Origin of the sequence: Pseudomonas sp. CFBP 8771, assembly GCF_014841695.1 — a bacterium.
GTDB classification, from domain to species: Bacteria; Pseudomonadota; Gammaproteobacteria; order Pseudomonadales; family Pseudomonadaceae; genus Aquipseudomonas; species Aquipseudomonas baltica.
Genome location: NZ_JACYUJ010000006.1, coordinates 303,985 through 322,314, shown reverse-complemented (window position 1 = coordinate 322,314; position 18,330 = coordinate 303,985). Strand labels below are relative to the sequence as shown.

Here is an 18,330-nt window from a genome sequence, read left to right as displayed (position 1 = left end):
TACGCAGATGAGCAAGACTTCCCTCGACAAGAGCAAGATCAAGTTCCTTCTTCTCGAAGGCGTCCACCAATCCGCCGTGGACGTCCTCAAGGCTGCCGGCTACACCAGCATCGAGTACCACACCAAGTCGCTGCCCGAAGCCGAACTCAAGGAAAAGATCGCCGATGCGCACTTCATCGGCATTCGCTCGCGCACCCAGCTGACCGAAGAGCTGTTCGACTGTGCGAAGAAACTGGTCGCCGTGGGCTGCTTCTGCATCGGCACCAACCAGGTTGATCTGGCCGCCGCTCGCGAACGCGGTATCGCGGTGTTCAACGCACCGTATTCCAACACCCGTTCCGTGGCCGAACTGGTGCTGGCCGAAGCCATTCTGCTGTTGCGTGGCATCCCCGAGAAGAACGCTTCCTGCCACCGTGGCGGCTGGATCAAGAGCGCGGCGAACTCCTTCGAGATCCGCGGCAAGAAACTGGGCATCGTCGGCTATGGCTCGATCGGCACCCAGCTGTCGGTCCTGGCCGAAGGCCTGGGCATGCAGGTGTACTTCTACGACACCGTGACCAAGCTGCCGCTGGGCAACGCCACCCAGGTCGGCAGCCTGACCGAGCTGCTGGGCATGAGCGACATCGTCACCCTGCATGTGCCTGAAACCGCCGCCACCCAGTGGATGATCGGCGAGAAGGAAATCCGTGCCATCAAGAAGGGCGGTATCCTCATCAACGCCGCGCGCGGCACCGTGGTCGAGCTCGACGCACTGGCCGAGGCGATCAAGGACAAGCACCTGATCGGCGCTGCCATCGACGTATTCCCGGTCGAGCCACGCTCCAACGACGACATCTTCGAAAGCCCGCTGCGTGGCCTGGACAACGTCATCCTGACCCCGCACATCGGTGGTTCCACCGCCGAGGCGCAGGCCAACATCGGCCTGGAAGTGGCCGAGAAACTGGTCAAGTACAGCGACAACGGTACCTCGGTGTCGTCGGTCAACTTCCCGGAAGTGGCTTTGCCCGCGCACCCTGGCAAGCACCGTCTGCTGCACATCCACGAGAACGTGCCGGGCGTGATGATGGAGATCAACAAGGTCTTCGCCGAGAACGCCATCAACATCTCCGGCCAGTTCCTGCAGACCAACGAAAAGGTCGGCTATGTGGTGATCGACGTCGACGCCGATTACTCGGACCTGGCGCAGGAAAAGCTGCAACAGGTCACCGGAACCATTCGCTGCCGCGTATTGTTCTGATAGCGGCCGGATTGCGGTGTGCCTGGCACACCGCGTCCTCTGGTTCGCGGCTGCCAGCCGCTTCTACTATCAACCCAGATCCCCTGTAGGAGCGGCTAGTAGCCGCGAACCAGGCGACGCGGTGTATCAGAACGGCTCGTTGCCCCGACGGCGGAACCAGCCGGTCAGCGACAGCCGATTGCGCTGCGCCGGCATCACTTCGTGCGGCACCTCGCCGGAAAGAAACACCACCAGCGTGCCACCGATCGGCTGCACGTCGTACGCCGTGTCCCCGCGCAGGTACATGCGCAGCTGACCCCCGTCCTCTTCGCTCCAGTCGGCATCGTTCAGGTACAGCACCGCTGACACCATGCGCCGGTCATCGTCGCGAAAGCGATCCAGGTGACGCAGGTACACGCTGCCCGGTGGGTACAGGGCGAAATGGCATTCGAAGTCTTCCAGGCCCAGAAACAGACCACGATTGAGCGCCTCGCGCAGGCTGTCCATGATCTGCATGTAGGCATCGCACGGCACGGCTTCGCCCGGTTCGATCCACTGGATGCGGTCACCGCGAATGCCTTCGCGGATCTCCTGGGATGGACCGCGCCCGACGGCCGCCGGCGCCAGTTCGCCTTGGGCATGGCGGGTACGGCACTCGGCCGCCAGCGCCAGGGTCAAAGCCTGGGGCACGAAGAGTTCCTGCTGCGACCAGCCGTGCTCGGCCAGGTCGTCGACGATGCGCAGCAGCAGTGGATGATCAGAAGGTATTTGCATGCCCGGCATAGTATCCATACGCCTGCAAAACCGACAGAGGCTTGCACGAGGTCGCTGCGCAGTCGATGCATCGAGGCGCAGCGTGCATGTCACTTCTCGACAAAGCCAGGCAATGCCACGGACAATGGCCCCTTGCCGACAGGAGTCCCTATGCGCCGCGTCCTTGTGTTCTTGATGATGTTCAGTACGACGCCCGCCTGGGCCGACGACCACGACCTGCTGTACAAGGCCGCTGGCTGGCCTGAACAAAGGGCGCATTTCAGCGACGCCCTCAAGGCGGCCCAGCAGCGCTACCAGAGCAGCTTGCCACCGGCGGTTTTCCAGGCACTGGTGAGCAACAGCGACCAACGCTTCGCGGCGCAGGCCATGGACCAGCGGGCCGAAGCGCGACTGCGCCAGGGCCTGGCCGATCCCAAACCGGCCCTCGCCTTCTTCGAGTCTGCCCTGGGCCGCAAGATCGTCGCCGCCGAGCTGCTGGCCACCCGCAGTGATCAACTGGCCAAGAACGCCCAGGGCCTGCCGAAACTGCAGGTCGAGTCGACCCGCGCGCTGTTGATCGGCCATCTGGCGCAGGCACTGCCGGCGCGCCAGGCGGGCGCAGAGGTCAGCCTGGCGATCGCCGGGGTGGCCGCCGACAGCCTCAGCTCGATGATTCCAGGTCTGTTGGGGGGCGGCCAGGCTGCAGGTCTGCTCGATGGCCAGCGTGAGCGGCTGCAACAGCAGATCGCCATCGACCTGAACAATACGCTGCTGTACGTGTACCGCGAATTGTCCGATCCGGAACTGGAGGAGTTCGTCGGCTTCGCCGAGTCTGCCGCTGGCCAGGCTTATTATCAGGCGGCCCTGGAGGCGGTACGGGCAGGATTGGCGGTTGGACAGACACCGGGCAAGGCGGGAAACTGAGGGGCGCCGTTCGCGGCCGCTGACCCACCCGCAGCAATGGCCCACCCCCGTAGGAGCGGTCAGCGGCCGCGAAGCCGACGACTCGGTTACAGATTCTGTTCGAAGAAATCGAAACACTTCGCCCGAATCGCAGGCAGCTCATTGACCAGATGATGCCGGGCCCCCGCCACCTGCAACACCCGCACCTCGGCGAACTTTGCGCGCAGCACCTTGAGGTTGTGCCGCCAATCCACGGTGTCGTCATCCTCTCCCTGCACGACCACCACCGTGCGCGGGCTGCGCGGCGCTGCCTCGATGTGCTGCACCCACTGCACCAACGCCCCCACCCACGCTGTCGGCAGGCGCACGGGCTGCAGCGGGTCCGCCTGCAGGAACGGCATGAAATCCGGGTCGTTGGTATTGGCGCTGAAACGCCTGGCAATGCCGTTGACGAACGGCTTGAGCACGCGATAGCTGAGTTTGGACAAACCCCATGCGCTGGGCCGCACCAGCGGCGCCATCAGCAGCACCTGCCCCTGCGCCGCGGACTGCGCGCCCTGGTGCAGCAGATGGTCGACGATGATCGCGCCACCGGTGCTCTGCCCCAGCAGATGCCAAGGCTGCGGCAGCTGCAGGGTGCGTGCTTCGGCGAACAGGCCATCGAGCGTGGCCTGGTAATCGGCAAAGCTGTGAATGCTGGCTCGCTCGCCGCTGGACAGACCATGGCCCGGCAGGTCGCAGGAAATGACCGCGAAGCCACGCGCCAAGGCCCACTGCACGGCGTGCCGGTACAACCCCATGTGATCGTAGAAACCGTGCATGACGAAGAGCGTGGCGACAGGCCGCTCCGGCAGCCACACTTGGGCCACCAAGTCGAAGCCGGCAGCACTGAAGCGCCCCAGCCAGCTTTGTACGGGCAGGTCTAGCTGATAGAAGCGCTGGTAGGCCTGAGCCTCATCGGACAGCGGCTGTCGGGTGCCCAAGGGTGGCAGGGAATTTCGCAGGGTGTCGGGATGAAATGCAATGGGCATGGATGATTGTTCCGAGGCAATACGTGTGCTGGCCAGGGCGCTGGAGATCCAGCGCCCTGCCCTCATCACACCGACGCTGCCGGCCGCTGAGTCTTCGGCTGTTGCCAGGAGTTGGCGGCGCTTTCCTCGATGGCTTGCTGGATCGCCTTGCGACGACGCTCTTCGGCCCGACGCCCGAAATACCACACCAGAAACGTCACCAACGAAACGGCCAGCAGAATCAGGCTGGCCACCGCATTGATCTCAGGCTTCACGCCCAGGCGGACCGCCGAAAAAACTTCCATCGGCAGGGTCGTGGAACCCGGCCCGGAAACGAAGCTGGCCAGCACCAGATCGTCCAGCGACAGCGCGAAGGACATCATCCCGCCGGCCGCCAGCGATGGCGCGATCATGGGAATGGTGATCAGAAAGAACACCTTCCAGGGCCGCGCACCCAAGTCCATGGCCGCCTCTTCGATCGACAGGTCCAGCTCGCGCAGCCGCGATGACACCACCACCGCCACGTAGGAGGCACAAAAGGTGGTATGAGCGATCCAGATCGTGGCGATGCCACGCTCCTGCGGCCAGCCGATCACCTGGGCCATGGCCACGAACAGCAACAGCAGCGACAGACCGGTAATCACCTCGGGCATCACCAGCGGCGCCGTTACCAGACCGCCGAACATGGTGCGCCCCTTGAAGCGACTGATGCGCGTCAGCACGAACGCCGCCATGGTCCCCAGGGCCACGGCCGTCACTGCCGTGTAGCAGGCGATTTCCAGCGAGCGCATCACCGCGCCCATCAGCTGGGAGTTGTCCAGCAGGCCGACGTACCACTGCACCGACCAGCCGCCCCACACCGTCACCAGCCGCGAAGCATTGAAGGAGTAGATGACCAGGATCAGCATCGGCGCATAGATGAACACCAAGCCCAGCACCAGGATCAGTTTGGAGAACCCGAAACGCTTCATGCCTTGCCCTCCAGTTCTTTGGCCTGGCTGCGATTGAACAGCACGATGGGCACGATCAGAATCGCCAGCATCAACACAGCCAATGCCGAGGCAACGGGCCAGTCGCGGTTGTTGAAGAATTCCTGCCACAACACGCGGCCGATCATCAGGGTTTCCGGGCCACCCAGCAGCTCGGGAATCACGAACTCGCCGACCACCGGAATGAATACCAGCATGCAGCCGGCGATGATGCCGTTCTTCGACAGCGGCACGGTGATTTTCCAGAAACTGTTGAAGGTGCTCGAGCCCAGGTCGGAGGCGGCCTCAAGCAAGCTGTTGTCATGCTTCACCAGATTGGCGAACAACGGCAGGATCATGAACGGCAGGTACGCATAGACCACGCCGATGTACACCGCCAGGTTGGTGTTGAGTATCTGCAGCGGCTGATCGATCACCCCCAGCCACATCAGGAAGGCATTGAGCAGGCCGTTGTTGCTCAGAATGCCCATCCAGGCATACACGCGGATCAGGATCGCCGTCCAGGTCGGCATCATGATCAGCAGCAGGAGCACGGTCTGCAGGTCCTTGCGTGCCTTGCTGATGGCATAGGCCATGGGATAGCCGAGCAGCAGGCAGATCAGGGTGCTGAAGAAGGCCATCTTCAACGAGCCCAGATAGGCCGAGATGTACAGATCGTCTTCGGTGAGCAGCGCGTAGTTGGCGAAATTGAGGATCAACTCGAACTTCTGTTCGGCGTAGCTCCAGATTTCGGTGTACGGCGGGATCGCCACGTCGGCTTCGGCGAAGCTGATCTTGAGCACGATGAAGAACGGCAGCATGAAGAACAGGAACAGCCACAGGAACGGTACGCCGATGACCATCTGGCGACCGTTGGGGATGATCCTCTTGAGCTTGCGTTTGATCTTGCGCAGCTTCATGAGCGCAGTACCACGCCGCTGTCGTCTTCCCACCAGACGAACACTTCGTCGTCCCAGGTCGGCCGGGCGCCACGGCGCTCGGCGTTGGCCACGAACGACTGCACCAGCTTGCCGCACGGCAACTGCACGTGGAACACCGAATGGCCGCCCAGGTAGGCGATGTCATGGACCTTGCCGCGCGACCAGTTGTGTTCGCTGTCGGGCTGCTGGGTGGTCACCAGCATCTTTTCCGGGCGAATGGCGTAGGTCACGTTCTTGTCTTCGGCAGCGGTACTTACACCGTGACCGACATAGATGCTGCGCTCCAGCTCCGGGCTGCTGATCAGTGCGTAGCCTTCCATGTCCTCGACCACCTGGCCTTCGAACAGGTTGACGTTGCCGATGAACTCGCACACCAGGCGGCTGGTGGGGGTTTCGTAGATGTCGATCGGGCTGCCGATCTGCGCGATCCAGCCCAGGTGCATGATGGCGATGCGCTGGGCCATGGTCATGGCCTCTTCCTGGTCGTGGGTCACCATCACGCAGGTCACGCCGACCCGCTCGATGATCTCCACCAGTTCCAGTTGCATCTGCGAGCGCAGTTTCTTGTCCAGCGCGCCCATCGGCTCGTCGAGCAGCAACAGCTTGGGCTTTTTCGCCAGCGAGCGTGCCAGCGCAACGCGCTGACGCTGGCCACCGGACAACTGGTGCGGCTTGCGCTTGCCGTACTGGGTCATCTGCACCAGCTTGAGCATTTCCGCCACGCGTGCGTCGATTTCGGCCGCCGGCAGTTTGTCCTGCTTGAGGCCGAAGGCGATGTTCTGCGCCACGGTCATGTGCGGAAACAATGCGTAGGACTGGAACATCATGTTGATCGGCCGCTCGTAGGGCGGCATATCGGTGATGTCCACGCCGTCGAGGAAAATACGCCCCTCGGTCGGCCGTTCGAAGCCAGCCAGCATGCGCAGCAGGGTGGACTTGCCGGAACCGGACCCGCCCAGCAAGGCGAAGATCTCACCCTGGTTGATTTCCAGCGACACGTCGTCCACGGCCACCGTTTCGTCGAATTTCTTCGTTACCTTTTCGATCCGGACCAGCACCTTTTTCGGTTGCTGGCTGCCTTCGAGGGCTTTTTTGTAGGCGCTGGAGGCAACAGCCATTCACGAAACTCCCAAACTTGAGTGGGGGCGGCTCTGGATCGGGCCGCCCCGAGTATTTATTTGCCCGACTTGACCTTGGTCCAGCTGCGGGTCATCAAACGCTGCACCTTGGGCGGCAGCTCGACGTTGACGTAGAGCTTGTCCTGGATGGCCTGTGGCGGGTAGACCGCCTCGTCGTTGCGCACGTCCTGATCCATCAGCTCGCCAGACTTGAGATTGGGGTTGGCATAGCCGACATAGTCGCTGACCTTGGCAATCACTTCAGGTTTCAACAGGTAGTCGATGAACGCCAGGCCCTGCTTGGCATCCGGCGCATCGGCGGGGATGGCCAGCATGTCGAACCACAGGTTGCCGCCTTCCTTGGGAATCGAGTAGGCCAGCTTGATGCCCTTGCCGGCTTCCTCGGCCCGTGCCTTGGCCTGGAATATGTCGCCGGAATAACCCACGGCCACACAGATGTTGCCATTGGCCAGGTCGCTGATGTACTTGGAGGAATGGAAGTAGGTCACGTACGGACGGACCTTGAGCAGCTTGGCCTCGGCTTGCTTGTAGAGCTTCTCGTCGGTGGTGTTGGGGTCCAGGCCCATGTAGTTGAGCACGGCCGGGAACATCTCGTCGGGCGAGTCGAGGAAGGCGACGCCGCACTTGGACAGTTTCTTGATGTTTTCGGGCTCGAACACCATGGCCCAGGAGTCGATCTTGTCGACGCCCAGCACGGCCTTGATCTTTTCCACGTTGTAACCAATGCCGTTGGTACCCCACAGATAGGGAACGGCGTACTGGTTACCCGGATCGTTCTTTTCCAGGCGCTTGAGCAGCACCGGATCAAGGTTGGAATAGTTGGTCAGCTGGGCCTTGTCCAGTTTCTGGAACGCCCCGGCCTTGATCTGTTTGCCCAGGAAGTGGTTGGACGGCACCACCACGTCGTAGCCGGTATGGCCGGCCAGCAACTTGCCTTCCAGGGTTTCATTGGAGTCGAAGACGTCGTAGATCGGCTTGATCCCGGTGGCGGCTTCGAAATCCGCCAGGGTGCTCTCGCCGATGTAGTCGGACCAGTTATAGATGTGTACGGTGCCTGCCGCTTGAGCATTGAGCGCCAGGGTCAGACCCGCACCGATCAGCATGGCCTTGCGAAACAAAGAGTGTGACAAGTGGAGGTCCTCTCAAGCGTTTGTTCTATAAGACAAACCGGCGCGCAACTTACAGCCCATGCGCGCGCGCCGCAATTGCTGATTCACCTGGCCCGAGCTCGCGGTGCGCCATTCGCGGCCACGGGCCGCTCCTACGGGGTATGTGTGGGAGCGGTCATCGGCCGCGAAAGGCGCATCGCAATACCAGCCCGGCTTACTTGCCCGACTTAATCTTGGTCCAGCTGCGCGTCATGATGCGCTGCGTCGCCGCCGGCAGGTCGGCAATGGCATACAGTTTGGCCTGCACATCGGCCGGCGGGTAGATGCCCGGATCGCCGCTGATGGCTTTATCCACCAATGCTGTTGCAGCCTGGTTACCGTTGGGGAACTGCACGCTGTTGGTGATCTCGGCCATGACTTCCGGTTTCATCAGGAAGGTCATGAACTTGTAGGCGCCTTCGACGTTCTCGGCATCCTTGGGGATGGCGACCATGTCGAAGAAGCTGCCAGCGCCTTCCTTGGGAATGTTGTAGCTGACCTTGACCTTGCCACCCGCTTCTTCGGCGCGCGACTTGGCCTGGTAGATGTCACCCGAATACCCCACGGCCACGCAGATATTGCCGTTGGCCAGGTCGGAGATGTACTTGGAGGAATGGAAGTAACCGATCGATGGACGCACCTTGAGGAACAGCGCCTCGGCCTCGGCAAGCTGCTTCTTGTCCTGCGAGTCCGTCGGGTAGCCCAGGTAATGCAGGGCGATCGGCAGCATCTCGGTGGGCGAATCAAGGAAGCTGATGCCGCACGACTTCAGCTTGGCCGCGTTTTCCGGCTTGAACAGCAGGTCCCAGCTGTTGGTCGGTGCATCGGCGCCCAGCGCAGCCTTGACCTTGTCGGCGTTGAAGCCGATGCCGATCGAGCCCCACATGTACGGGAAGGCATGCTTGTTGTCCGGGTCGCTCACCGAGACCGCCTTGAGCAGCGATTCGTTGAGGTTTTTCCAGTTCGGCAGTTTCGAGCGGTCCAGTTCCTGGTAAACACCGGCCTTGATCTGCTTGGCCAGGAAGTTGTTGGAAGGCACGACGATATCGTAGCCGGACTTGCCGGCCAGCAGTTTGGCTTCCAGGGTTTCGTTGCTGTCGAATACGTCGTAGACGACCTTGATCCCCGACTCCGCCTCGAATTGCTTGATCGTGTCCGGCGCGATGTAGTCCGACCAGTTGTACACGTGCAGAACCTTGTCGTCTGCCTGCGCAGCACTGGCCATCGCCCCCATCAGGGCCACGGCGAGGAGGGTCTTGCCAAATATCTTCATGCGTTGTGCTCCTAAATGTTCTTGGTCTTAACCTGATGCCAATATTGATCGAGTGCCGTGTTTTGATGATCCGTAGGAGCGGTCATTGGCCGCGAAGAAACCACTGCGGTATCAGTCGAGACCGCATCGCAGCTTTCGCGGCCGGTGACCGCTCCTACGGAACGCCGTCGCATTTTGCGTACCGATGCTCCCGACGGGAGCAAGCCTAGCATCTAGCCCCCGAGTGCTTCGAGTGTCAGGTCCAGGCAAAGCCGTGCCTTGCTCACCAGCTCGTCGATCTCGGCGTGGCTGATGACCAGCGGCGGTGCAATGATCATGGTGTCACCGACGGCCCGCATGATCAGCCCGTTGTCGAAGCAGAACTGCCGACAGATCATACCGGCGCCGCGCCCTTCGTGACGGCTGCGAGTCGCCTTGTCCTTGACCAGCTCGATGGCGCCGAGCATGCCCAGGCCACGGACCTCACCCACCAGCGGATGGTCCTGCAGTTCGCGCAGACGCTTTTGCAAATACGGTGCCGCATCGGTCCGGACCGTGTCGACGATGTGCTCGTCGCGCAGGATACGCAGGTTTTCCAGCGCCACCGCCGCCGCGACCGGATGCCCGGAATAGGTGAAGCCGTGGTTGAAGTCGCCACCCTGGTTGATCACCTGCACCACCTCGTCGCGCACGATGACGCCGCCCATGGGGATGTAGCCGCTGGTGAGGCCCTTGGCGATGGTCATCAGGTCGGGCGCCAGATCATAGTAGTCGCTGCCGAACCAGTGGCCGGTACGGCCGAAGCCGCAGATGACTTCATCGGCCACGAACAGGATGTCGTAGCGCGCCAGCACTTCCTTGACCTTCGGCCAGTAGGTCTCGGGCGGAATGATCACACCGCCGGCGCCCTGGATCGGCTCGGCGATGAACGCCGCGACGTTGTCTTCGCCCACTTCCAGGATCTTCTTTTCCAACTGCTCGGCGGCCCAGATGCCGAACGCGTCCGGGGTCATGTCACCGCCCTCGCCGAACCAGTACGGCTGGGCAATGTGCACGATGCCCGGGATCGGCAGATCGCCCTGCTCGTGCATGCCCGCCATGCCGCCCAGGCTGGCGCCGGCCACGGTGGAGCCGTGGTAGCCATTGATGCGGCTGATGATCACCTTTTTCTCGGGCTTGCCCTTGAGCGCCCAGTAATGGCGCACCAGGCGCAGCACGGTGTCGTTGCCCTCGGAACCGGAGCCGGTGAAGAACACATGGTTCATGCCCTCGGGCGCCAGGTCGGCGATGGCCTTGGCCAGCTCGAGTGCGGGCGGGTGGGCGGTCTGGAAAAACAGGTTGTAGTACGGCAGCTCGCGCATCTGCTTGCTGGCGGCCTGCACCAGTTCCTCGCGACCGTAGCCGATCGCCACGCACCACAGACCGGCCATGCCGTCGAGGATCTTGTGCCCTTCGCTGTCCCACAGGTAAACACCGTCGGCTTTGGTGATGATCCGCGGACCCTTCTGCGCCAGCTGCGTGTAGTCGCTGAACGGCGCCAGGTGGTGGGCGCTGCTCAAGTCTTGCCAATGCTGGGTCTGGGGGTTGTTGTTGCTCATCTGTCGCTCCTTTTTCTCACACCGCGAACAGCAGGAACTCACGTTCCCACGAGCTGATCACGCGTTTGAAGTTTTCGTGTTCGGCGCGCTTGACCGCAACATAGCCAACGACGAATTTCTTGCCCAGGTACTTCTCCACCGTCTTGCAGTTTTCCATGCGCTCCAGCGCATCCTCGATGGTCAACGGCAGCCGCAGGTTGCGCCGCTCGTAGCCGCGGCCCTGCACCGGCGCACTCGGGTTCAGGCCCTCGACCATGCCGATGTAGCCGCACAACAAGCTGGCGGCGATGGCCAGGTACGGGTTGGCATCGGCGCCCGGCAAGCGGTTCTCGACCCGCCGGTTCTGCGGCGTGGCGTCGGGCACGCGCAGGCCAACGGTGCGGTTTTCCTCGCCCCACTCGACGTTGACCGGCGCCGAAGTGTCGGGCAGGAAACGACGGAACGAATTGACGTTGGGCGCGAACAGCGGCAGCAGTTCGGGAATGAATTTCTGCAGGCCGCCGACGTGGTGCAGGAACAGCTGGCTCATCGAGCCGTCTTCGTTGGCGAAGATGTTCTTGCCGGTGGCCGAATCGACGATGCTCTGGTGCAGGTGCATGGCACTGCCCGGCTCGCCCGTCATCGGCTTGGCCATGAAAGTGGCGGCGACGTTGTGCTTGAGCGCGGCCTCGCGCATGGTGCGTTTGAACACCAGGATCTGGTCGGCCAGGTGCAGGGCATTGCCGTGCCGGAAGTTGATTTCCATCTGCGCCGTGCCGTCTTCGTGGATCAGGGTGTCGAGGTCCAGGTTCTGCGCCTCGCACCAGTCGTAGACGTCTTCGAACAACGGATCGAACTCGTTCGCCGCTTCGATGGAAAACGATTGCCGACCGGTTTCCGGGCGTCCCGAGCGGCCGATCGGCGGCTGCAGCGGGAAGTCCGGGTCTTCGCAGCGCTTGGTCAGGTAGAACTCCATCTCCGGCGCCACGATCGGCTGCCAGCCTCGGTCCGCATACAGCTTCAAGACCTTCTTGAGCACGTTGCGCGGCGACAGCTCGATGGGGTTGCCCTGCTTGTCGTACGTGTCGTGGATGACCTGCGCCGTGGGCTCTATGGCCCAGGGAACGAGAAACACCGCGTTCTCGTCGGGGCGGCAGATCATGTCGATGTCGGCAGGGTCGAGCAACTCGTAGTAGATGTCGTCTTCTACATAGTCGCCAGTCACGGTTTGCAATAGAACACTTTCCGGCAAGCGCATGCCTTTTTCGGCGATGAACTTGTTGGTCGGGGAAATCTTGCCGCGGGTGATCCCGGTGAGGTCGGCGATCAGGCATTCGACTTCGGTGATCTTGTGATCTTTCAACCAATCGGTGAGCTGGTCGAGGTTGGGACTCATAAATACCTCAGGAGGCCATTGACCTGGCTCGCGGCGAGCCGGGCACGTGTTGACGCGTGGGCGTCGTTGGGAAAGCGGTCAAGCGAGGGCGGCACACTGCCCACCCGGCCTCTCGATACCCGGCCGGAACGTGAAGCTCAGGGTAGCGGTTTCGGGGCTCAGGCAGTACAGGAGGGACAAAAAAACAGAGACGCAACGCCGTGGGCTGTCAATTATTCTGGTCGCCGGCAACCGGTGGCTGCAGCGAGCTCCATCAGATAATGGCAGGCGTGCCATGACTCACCCTCGGTATTATTGAAATGGCGGGTTGAAAACGAGCTTAGCCTTGTTCATTTTTTTCCACAACTATCAGGCGGCAAACTTCCGCAGACACTTTTCAGGCAGTTGCAGAGCACCGTAATTGCCAGGCGCATGCGCCCCGATATGCAGCAAAAGAGGCTCAACAGCGCTCTTTCAGGGCAAAACCCGGCTCGCTTGACTTAGTGTTGGCTTTCGGATTGACTGAAACCTGTTCGACCCAATGATTGATATTTTTAACAACAAAGGTGTTGCATCATGTCGGTACCCCCGCGTGCCGTTCAGCTTAACGAAGCGAACGCATTCCTTAAGGAACATCCTGAGGTTCTGTACGTCGACCTTCTGATTGCAGATATGAATGGTGTGGTGCGTGGCAAGCGCATCGAGCGCACCAGCCTCCACAAGGTTTACGAGAAAGGCATCAACCTGCCCGCCTCGCTGTTTGCCCTGGACATCAACGGCTCTACCGTGGAAAGCACCGGTCTTGGCCTGGACATCGGCGATGCCGATCGTATCTGCTACCCCATTCCCGACACCCTGTGCAACGAGCCTTGGCAGAAGCGCCCTACCGCGCAGTTGCTGATGACCATGCACGAACTCGAAGGCGAGCCGTTCTTCGCCGACCCGCGTGAAGTGCTGCGCCAGGTCGTCGAGAAGTTCGACGCCATGGGCCTGACCATCTGCGCCGCCTTCGAGCTGGAGTTCTACCTGATCGACCAGGAAAACGTGAACGGTCGACCGCAGCCGCCGCGCTCGCCGATCTCCGGCAAGCGTCCGCATTCGACCCAGGTGTATCTGATCGACGACCTGGACGAGTACGTGGACTGCCTGCAGGACATCCTCGAAGGGGCGAAGGAACAGGGCATCCCGGCCGACGCCATCGTCAAGGAAAGTGCGCCGGCGCAGTTCGAGGTTAACCTGCATCACGTTCCGGATGCCATGAAGGCCTGCGACTATGCAGTGCTGCTCAAGCGCCTGATCAAGAACATCGCCTACGACCACGAGATGGACACCACGTTCATGGCCAAGCCGTATCCGGGCCAAGCGGGCAACGGTCTGCACGTGCACATCTCGATCCTGGACAAGGACGGCAAGAACATCTTCACCAGTGAGGATCCCGAGCAGAACGCCGCATTGCGTCACGCGATCGGCGGTGTGCTCGAGACCCTGCCCGCGTCGATGGCGTTCCTGTGCCCGAACGTCAATTCGTACCGCCGCTTCGGTGCTCAGTTCTACGTGCCCAACTCGCCCTGCTGGGGCCTGGACAACCGTACCGTTGCCTTGCGCGTGCCTACCGGAACCCCGGATGCCGTGCGCCTGGAACACCGCGTTGCCGGCGCCGATGCCAACCCTTACCTGTTGATGGCCGCAGTATTGGCCGGCGTGCACCACGGCCTGACCAATCAGGTCGAGCCCAACGAGCCGGTGACGGGCAACTCCTACGAGCAGAACGAGCAGAGCCTGCCGACCAACCTGCGCGATGCCCTGCGCCTGCTGGACGACAGCGAGGTGTTGGCCAAATACATCGATCCGAAATACATCGATATCTTCGTGGCCTGCAAGGAAAGCGAGTTGGAAGAATTCGAGCACTCCATCTCGGACCTCGAGTACAACTGGTACCTGCACACCGTGTAACGGCCGGGCGCCGCGGTATGCCTGCCATGCCGCGGTGTTCACGAACGCATTTGCTGGGCGGCGGTGCAGCAGGTATACCGCGTCGTCCCCGGACGCGGCTCGCGCCGCTGCTACGGGGGCTTCACGTGTCTTCTGGACTGCGTGCGGCAGATACACCGCATCGCACCCGGACGCGGCTCGCGTCGCTGCTACGGGGGATCGCCGTTTCGTCTAGGTATGCAGTCCCTGTAGCAGCGGCGCGAGCCGCGTCGGCGGTACGTGCGGATACCTGACGTACCGCGTCCGGATCAGCGTGCCCAGCGCAACTGGGTCGGCAACGGCGACGGCGGCTCGGGCTCCGGTGGATTGCCCGGCAGCGCCAATACTCGATTGAGCACTTCGCTTTCCAGCGCCGCCAGGCGATGGGAACCGCGAGCGCGCGGACGTGGCAACTCGACGGCCAGGTCAAGACCAATGCGCCCCTCCTCGATCAGAATCACCCGGTCGGCAATCGCCACCGCCTCGGCCACATCGTGGGTTACCAGCAACACGGTGAAACCGTGCTTGCGCCACAGGCTCTCGATCAACTGCTGCATCTCGATGCGCGTGAGCGCATCCAGCGCCCCCAAGGGCTCGTCCAGCAGCAACAGCCGCGGCTTGTGAATCAGGGCCCGCGCCAGCGCCACGCGCTGCTTCTGCCCGCCGGACAACCCCGCCGGCCACTCATCGGCGCGCTCGGCCAGGCCCACCGCTTCGAGCGCCTGCAAGGCCTGCTCGCGCCAATTGCCGGACAGCCCCAGGCCCACGTTGTCGATCACTCGTTTCCATGGCAGCAGGCGGGCTTCCTGGAACATCAGCCGGGTGTCGTTGCGCACATCGCTGAGCGGACCGGAACCTGCCAGTAGTTGTCCGCTGGTGGGTTGGTCGAGTGCTGCCAGCAGGCGCAGCAAGGTGCTCTTGCCGCACCCGCTGCGGCCGACGATGGCCACGAACTGCCCGGCCGGAATGTTCAGGTCGATCTCGCGCAGTACCTCGCGCTCGCCAAAGGTCTTGCGTAGCTGGCGAACCGCCAGTGGAATCCCGCGCCGCAGGTTCTGCGGCTGTTCCTTGAAAACGGTCATGCTGCACCTCCCTTGGTTTGGTAGGCCGGGTGCCAGCGCAGCCACACTCGCTCCAGCCCACGCGCCGCCAAATCGGCCAGCTTGCCGAGAATCGCATAGAGCACGATGGCCAGCACCACCACGTCGGTCTGCAGGAATTCGCGCGCGTTCATGGCCAGGTAACCGATGCCGGAGCTGGCGGAAATGGTTTCCGCAACGATCAGCGTCAGCCACATCAGGCCGAGGGCGAAACGCACGCCGACCAGAATGGAAGGCAACGCCCCGGGCAGAATCACCTGCCAGAACAAACGAAATCCGGACAGGCCATAGCTGCGTGCCATTTCCACCAACGCGGGGTCGGCGTTCTTGATGCCGTGGTAGGTGTTCAGGTAGATAGGGAACAATGTGCCCAGCGCGACCAGAAAGATCTTCGCCGACTCATCGATACCGAACCACAGAATCACCAGCGGAATCAGCGCCAGGTGCGGGACGTTGCGGATCATCTGCACCGAGGTGTCGAGCAGGCGCTCGCCCCAGCGCGACAGGCCGCTGATCAGCCCCAGTAGCAGACCGATGCCGCCACCGATGGCGAAGCCGATGCCCGCGCGCCAACCGCTGATGGCCAGGTGCGTCCAGATCTCCCCGGACTTGAACAGCGCGACGCCTGCCGCGAACACCGCGCTGGGCGCTGGCAGGATCCGCGTCGACAGCCAGCCGACGCTGACCGCCAGCTGCCAGATCAACAGCAGACCCACCGGCAGCGCCCAGGGCGCCAGCCGGTGGATGATTTTGCTCGTTGTACTCATGGCAGTTTCTCAGCGCTGGGCGGCCTTGGGCAAAATGTCGTTGGCCACCATCTCACCGAACGGGCTGACGTAGTTGGCGCCGGTCGGCGCTTCCGGGCGCTGCACGTCCAGGTGCGGGAACAACAGCTCGGCCACGCGGTACGACTCTTCCAGGTGCGGGTAGCCGGAGAAGATGAACGTGTCGATGCCCAGTGCGGCGTACTCCTTGACCCGCTCGGCCACCGTCGGGCCGTCACCGACCAGCGCAGTGCCAGCTCCGCCACGCACCAGCCCGACGCCGGCCCACAGGTTGGGGCTCACCTCCAGCTTGTCCTTGCTGCCGCCATGCAATGCGGCCATGCGCTGCTGACCCACCGAATCGAAGCGCGCCAGCGAAGCCTGGGCGCGGGCAATGGTATCGTCGTCGACATGGGCGATCAGCCGCTCGGCGGCCTGCCAGGCTTCTGCATTGGTTTCACGCACGATCACGTGCAGGCGGATTCCGAAGCGTACGGTCCGGCCGAGCTTGGCGGCCTTCTCGCGCACCTGGGCGATCTTCTCGGCCACCGCTGCCGGTGGCTCGCCCCAGGTCAGGTACATCTCCACCTGTTCGGCGGCAAGGTCCTGAGCAGCATCGGAAGACCCGCCGAAGTACAGCGGCGGACGCGGCTGCTGCACCGGCGGATAGAGCAGCTTGGCGCCTTTGACGGTGAGGTGCTTGCCATCGTAGTCGACCGTTTCGCCTTCCAGCACGCGGCGCCAGATACGGGTGAATTCCACCGACGCCTCGTAGCGCTCCTCGTGGGTAAGGAACAGACCGTCGCCGGACAGCTCGTCAGGGTCGCCGCCAGTGACCAGGTTGAACAGTGCGCGGCCGTTGGACAAGCGGTCCAGGGTCGCTGCCTGACGCGCGGCCACGGTGGGCGAGATGATTCCAGGGCGCAGGGCAACCAGGAATTTCAGGCGCTGGGTGACCGGAATCAACGAGGCCGCCACCAGCCAGGAGTCTTCGCAGGAGCGCCCGGTAGGGATCAGTACGCCGCCGTAGCCGAGGCGATCGGCCGCCTGCGCGATCTGTTGCAGGTAACCGTGGTCGACCGCCCGTGCACCTTCGGAGGTGCCCAGGTAATGACCGTCGCCGTGGGTGGGAAGAAACCAGAAAATATTGAGGCTCATGGAGTTGTCTCCTGACGTGGCTCGGAACCGATGCGCGGGCACCGGTGCAGTTGTGCGGTGGCGGGGGCGCAGCGGATCACGGTGCCTTGGCAACGTTGGCCGGCGGTGTCCAGATCACATCCTGAATGCGCAGCGGCTTGGGGATCAGCTTGAGCTGGTGAAAGCTGTCGGCGATCTTCTGCTGCGCGGCGACGGTCTGCGGGTTGAGAAATTGCGCGCCGTAGCCTTGGCGTTTCACCGAGGTCAGGGTGATGTCCGCTGGCAGGCCCAGCAACGGTGCGACCTGGGCGGTCACTTCTTCGGGATGCGCCTTGGACCACTCGCCCACGGCGCGTACCTCCTCGACCAGCGCGGTGATCACCTCGGGGTGCTGCTCGGCATAGGGTTTGGTGGCCAGGTAGAACTGCAGGTTGTCGACGATGCCCTGGCCGTTGCGCAGGGTGCGCGCCTGCAACTGCTGCTCGGCCGCTGCCTGGTAGGGATCCCAGATCACCCACGCATCGACGCTGCCGCGCTCGAACGCCGCGCGGGCATCGGAAGGCGGGAGGTAGACGGTCTGGATGTCGGAGTACTTGAGCCCGGCTTCTTCCAGCGCGCGCACCAGCAGGTAATGCACGTTGGAACCCTTGTTCAGCGCAACCTTCTTGCCCTTGAGTTCAGCGACCGAGCGGATCGTCGAATCCTTGGGTACCAGGATCGCTTCGCTGGTCGGGGCGGGCGGCTCGTAGGCCACATACAGCAGATCGGCCCCGGCGGCCTGGGCGAACACCGGCGGGGTTTCACCGGTCACGCCGAAATCGATCGAACCGACGTTCAGCCCTTCGAGCAACTGCGGGCCGCCGGGAAACTCGGTCCATTTGACGTCCACGCCCTGCGCCGCCAGGCGTTTCTCCAGCGTGCCCTTGGCCTTGAGCAGCACCAGCGTGCCGTATTTCTGGTAACCGATGCGCAGGGTTTCAGCCTGGGCCTGGGTGATGGCGCCGAACGACACAGCCGCAGCAAACAGTGCGACCACGCCACGACGCAAGAACAGGGTGCGCATGGCACTCTCCTTC

Annotated in this window: 16 protein-coding genes; 3 read left to right on the top strand and 13 right to left on the bottom strand. The window is 62.7% G+C overall.

The window, feature by feature from the left end; genetic code table 11:
- Nucleotides 1-7 precede the first annotated feature (7 nt).
- Nucleotides 8-1,237, top strand: a complete 1,230-nt coding sequence (gene serA / locus IFT80_RS16010; RefSeq protein WP_185794720.1) for a phosphoglycerate dehydrogenase — start codon at nt 8-10, stop codon at nt 1,235-1,237.
- 126 nt (nt 1,238-1,363) lie between these two features.
- Here the strand turns inward: serA and IFT80_RS16005 are convergent, their stop codons facing one another.
- Complete coding sequence (locus tag IFT80_RS16005) at nt 1,364-1,999, bottom strand: 2OG-Fe(II) oxygenase (RefSeq protein ID WP_192103162.1); 636 nt, start codon at nt 1,997-1,999, stop codon at nt 1,364-1,366.
- Between the two features lie 141 nt (nt 2,000-2,140).
- On the opposite strand from IFT80_RS16005, the gene IFT80_RS16000 reads away from it, so the two are divergent.
- Nucleotides 2,141-2,893 carry a DUF2059 domain-containing protein gene (locus IFT80_RS16000; protein ID WP_122479865.1) on the top strand — a complete coding sequence of 251 codons (753 nt, stop codon included), beginning with the start codon at nt 2,141-2,143 and terminating at the stop codon, nt 2,891-2,893.
- Between the two features lie 86 nt (nt 2,894-2,979).
- Here the strand turns inward: IFT80_RS16000 and IFT80_RS15995 are convergent, their stop codons facing one another.
- From IFT80_RS15995 to IFT80_RS15960, 8 genes are all read right to left on the bottom strand, one after another.
- Nucleotides 2,980-3,903, bottom strand: a complete 924-nt coding sequence (locus IFT80_RS15995) for an alpha/beta hydrolase (RefSeq protein ID WP_192137859.1) — start codon at nt 3,901-3,903, stop codon at nt 2,980-2,982.
- Nucleotides 3,904-3,968: 65 nt separating this feature from the next.
- On the bottom strand, nt 3,969-4,853 hold the full coding sequence (locus IFT80_RS15990) for an ABC transporter permease subunit (protein ID WP_122479867.1): 885 nt from the start codon (nt 4,851-4,853) through the stop codon (nt 3,969-3,971).
- Nucleotides 4,850-5,731, bottom strand: coding sequence for an ABC transporter permease subunit (locus IFT80_RS15985; protein WP_163007645.1), 882 nt, complete (start codon nt 5,729-5,731; stop codon nt 4,850-4,852). Before IFT80_RS15985 ends, IFT80_RS15990 begins: the two co-directional genes overlap by 4 nt.
- Nucleotides 5,732-5,766: 35 nt before the next feature.
- Entirely contained in the window at nt 5,767-6,909 is a 1,143-nt protein-coding gene (gene potA, locus IFT80_RS15980; protein WP_122479869.1) for a polyamine ABC transporter ATP-binding protein, read from the bottom strand.
- Nucleotides 6,910-6,965: 56 nt separating this feature from the next.
- Nucleotides 6,966-8,060, bottom strand: a complete 1,095-nt coding sequence (locus IFT80_RS15975) for a polyamine ABC transporter substrate-binding protein (RefSeq protein WP_122479870.1) — start codon at nt 8,058-8,060, stop codon at nt 6,966-6,968.
- Nucleotides 8,061-8,253: 193 nt separating this feature from the next.
- Nucleotides 8,254-9,351 (bottom strand): polyamine ABC transporter substrate-binding protein, encoded by a 1,098-nt coding sequence (locus tag IFT80_RS15970; RefSeq protein WP_122479871.1) that lies wholly within the window; start codon nt 9,349-9,351, stop codon nt 8,254-8,256.
- Nucleotides 9,352-9,563: 212 nt separating this feature from the next.
- Nucleotides 9,564-10,928 (bottom strand): aspartate aminotransferase family protein, encoded by a 1,365-nt coding sequence (locus IFT80_RS15965; protein ID WP_122479872.1) that lies wholly within the window; start codon nt 10,926-10,928, stop codon nt 9,564-9,566.
- Nucleotides 10,929-10,944: 16 nt separating this feature from the next.
- Nucleotides 10,945-12,303 (bottom strand): glutamine synthetase family protein, encoded by a 1,359-nt coding sequence (locus IFT80_RS15960; protein WP_122479873.1) that lies wholly within the window; start codon nt 12,301-12,303, stop codon nt 10,945-10,947.
- A 555-nt stretch (nt 12,304-12,858) separates the two neighbouring features.
- Here IFT80_RS15960 and IFT80_RS15955 point away from each other — a divergent pair.
- Nucleotides 12,859-14,235 (top strand): glutamine synthetase family protein, encoded by a 1,377-nt coding sequence (locus IFT80_RS15955; protein WP_122479874.1) that lies wholly within the window; start codon nt 12,859-12,861, stop codon nt 14,233-14,235.
- Between the two features lie 287 nt (nt 14,236-14,522).
- Here the strand turns inward: IFT80_RS15955 and ssuB are convergent, their stop codons facing one another.
- The 4 genes from ssuB to IFT80_RS15935 form a co-directional block, all read right to left on the bottom strand.
- The gene (ssuB, locus tag IFT80_RS15950; protein WP_192137858.1) at nt 14,523-15,335 is read right to left on the bottom strand and encodes an aliphatic sulfonates ABC transporter ATP-binding protein; all 813 of its coding nucleotides are present in this window, start codon (nt 15,333-15,335) and stop codon (nt 14,523-14,525) included.
- Entirely contained in the window at nt 15,332-16,120 is a 789-nt protein-coding gene (gene ssuC, locus IFT80_RS15945) for an aliphatic sulfonate ABC transporter permease SsuC (protein ID WP_192059426.1), read from the bottom strand. The genes ssuB and ssuC overlap by 4 nt, the downstream gene beginning before the upstream one ends.
- A 9-nt stretch (nt 16,121-16,129) precedes the next feature.
- Nucleotides 16,130-17,275 (bottom strand): FMNH2-dependent alkanesulfonate monooxygenase, encoded by a 1,146-nt coding sequence (gene ssuD, locus IFT80_RS15940; protein ID WP_185794713.1) that lies wholly within the window; start codon nt 17,273-17,275, stop codon nt 16,130-16,132.
- Nucleotides 17,276-17,351: 76 nt separating this feature from the next.
- Complete coding sequence (locus IFT80_RS15935; protein ID WP_185794712.1) at nt 17,352-18,317, bottom strand: sulfonate ABC transporter substrate-binding protein; 966 nt, start codon at nt 18,315-18,317, stop codon at nt 17,352-17,354.
- Between the last annotated feature and the right edge of the window lie 13 nt (nt 18,318-18,330).

What these genes read in the sequence shown, in the direction of transcription:
- serA (WP_185794720.1), top strand. Translation starts at nt 8, where the DNA reads ATGAGCAAGACTTCCCTCGACAAGAGCAAGATCAAGTTCCTTCTTCTC.
- IFT80_RS16005 (WP_192103162.1), bottom strand. Translation starts at nt 1,999, where the DNA reads ATGCCGGGCATGCAAATACCTTCTGATCATCCACTGCTGCTGCGCATC.
- IFT80_RS16000 (WP_122479865.1), top strand. Translation starts at nt 2,141, where the DNA reads ATGCGCCGCGTCCTTGTGTTCTTGATGATGTTCAGTACGACGCCCGCC.
- IFT80_RS15995 (WP_192137859.1), bottom strand. Translation starts at nt 3,903, where the DNA reads ATGCCCATTGCATTTCATCCCGACACCCTGCGAAATTCCCTGCCACCC.
- IFT80_RS15990 (WP_122479867.1), bottom strand. Translation starts at nt 4,853, where the DNA reads ATGAAGCGTTTCGGGTTCTCCAAACTGATCCTGGTGCTGGGCTTGGTG.
- potA (WP_122479869.1), bottom strand. Translation starts at nt 6,909, where the DNA reads ATGGCTGTTGCCTCCAGCGCCTACAAAAAAGCCCTCGAAGGCAGCCAG.
- IFT80_RS15970 (WP_122479871.1), bottom strand. Translation starts at nt 9,351, where the DNA reads ATGAAGATATTTGGCAAGACCCTCCTCGCCGTGGCCCTGATGGGGGCG.
- IFT80_RS15965 (WP_122479872.1), bottom strand. Translation starts at nt 10,928, where the DNA reads ATGAGCAACAACAACCCCCAGACCCAGCATTGGCAAGACTTGAGCAGC.
- IFT80_RS15960 (WP_122479873.1), bottom strand. Translation starts at nt 12,303, where the DNA reads ATGAGTCCCAACCTCGACCAGCTCACCGATTGGTTGAAAGATCACAAG.
- IFT80_RS15955 (WP_122479874.1), top strand. Translation starts at nt 12,859, where the DNA reads ATGTCGGTACCCCCGCGTGCCGTTCAGCTTAACGAAGCGAACGCATTC.
- ssuB (WP_192137858.1), bottom strand. Translation starts at nt 15,335, where the DNA reads ATGACCGTTTTCAAGGAACAGCCGCAGAACCTGCGGCGCGGGATTCCA.
- ssuC (WP_192059426.1), bottom strand. Translation starts at nt 16,120, where the DNA reads ATGAGTACAACGAGCAAAATCATCCACCGGCTGGCGCCCTGGGCGCTG.
- ssuD (WP_185794713.1), bottom strand. Translation starts at nt 17,275, where the DNA reads ATGAGCCTCAATATTTTCTGGTTTCTTCCCACCCACGGCGACGGTCAT.
- IFT80_RS15935 (WP_185794712.1), bottom strand. Translation starts at nt 18,317, where the DNA reads ATGCGCACCCTGTTCTTGCGTCGTGGCGTGGTCGCACTGTTTGCTGCG.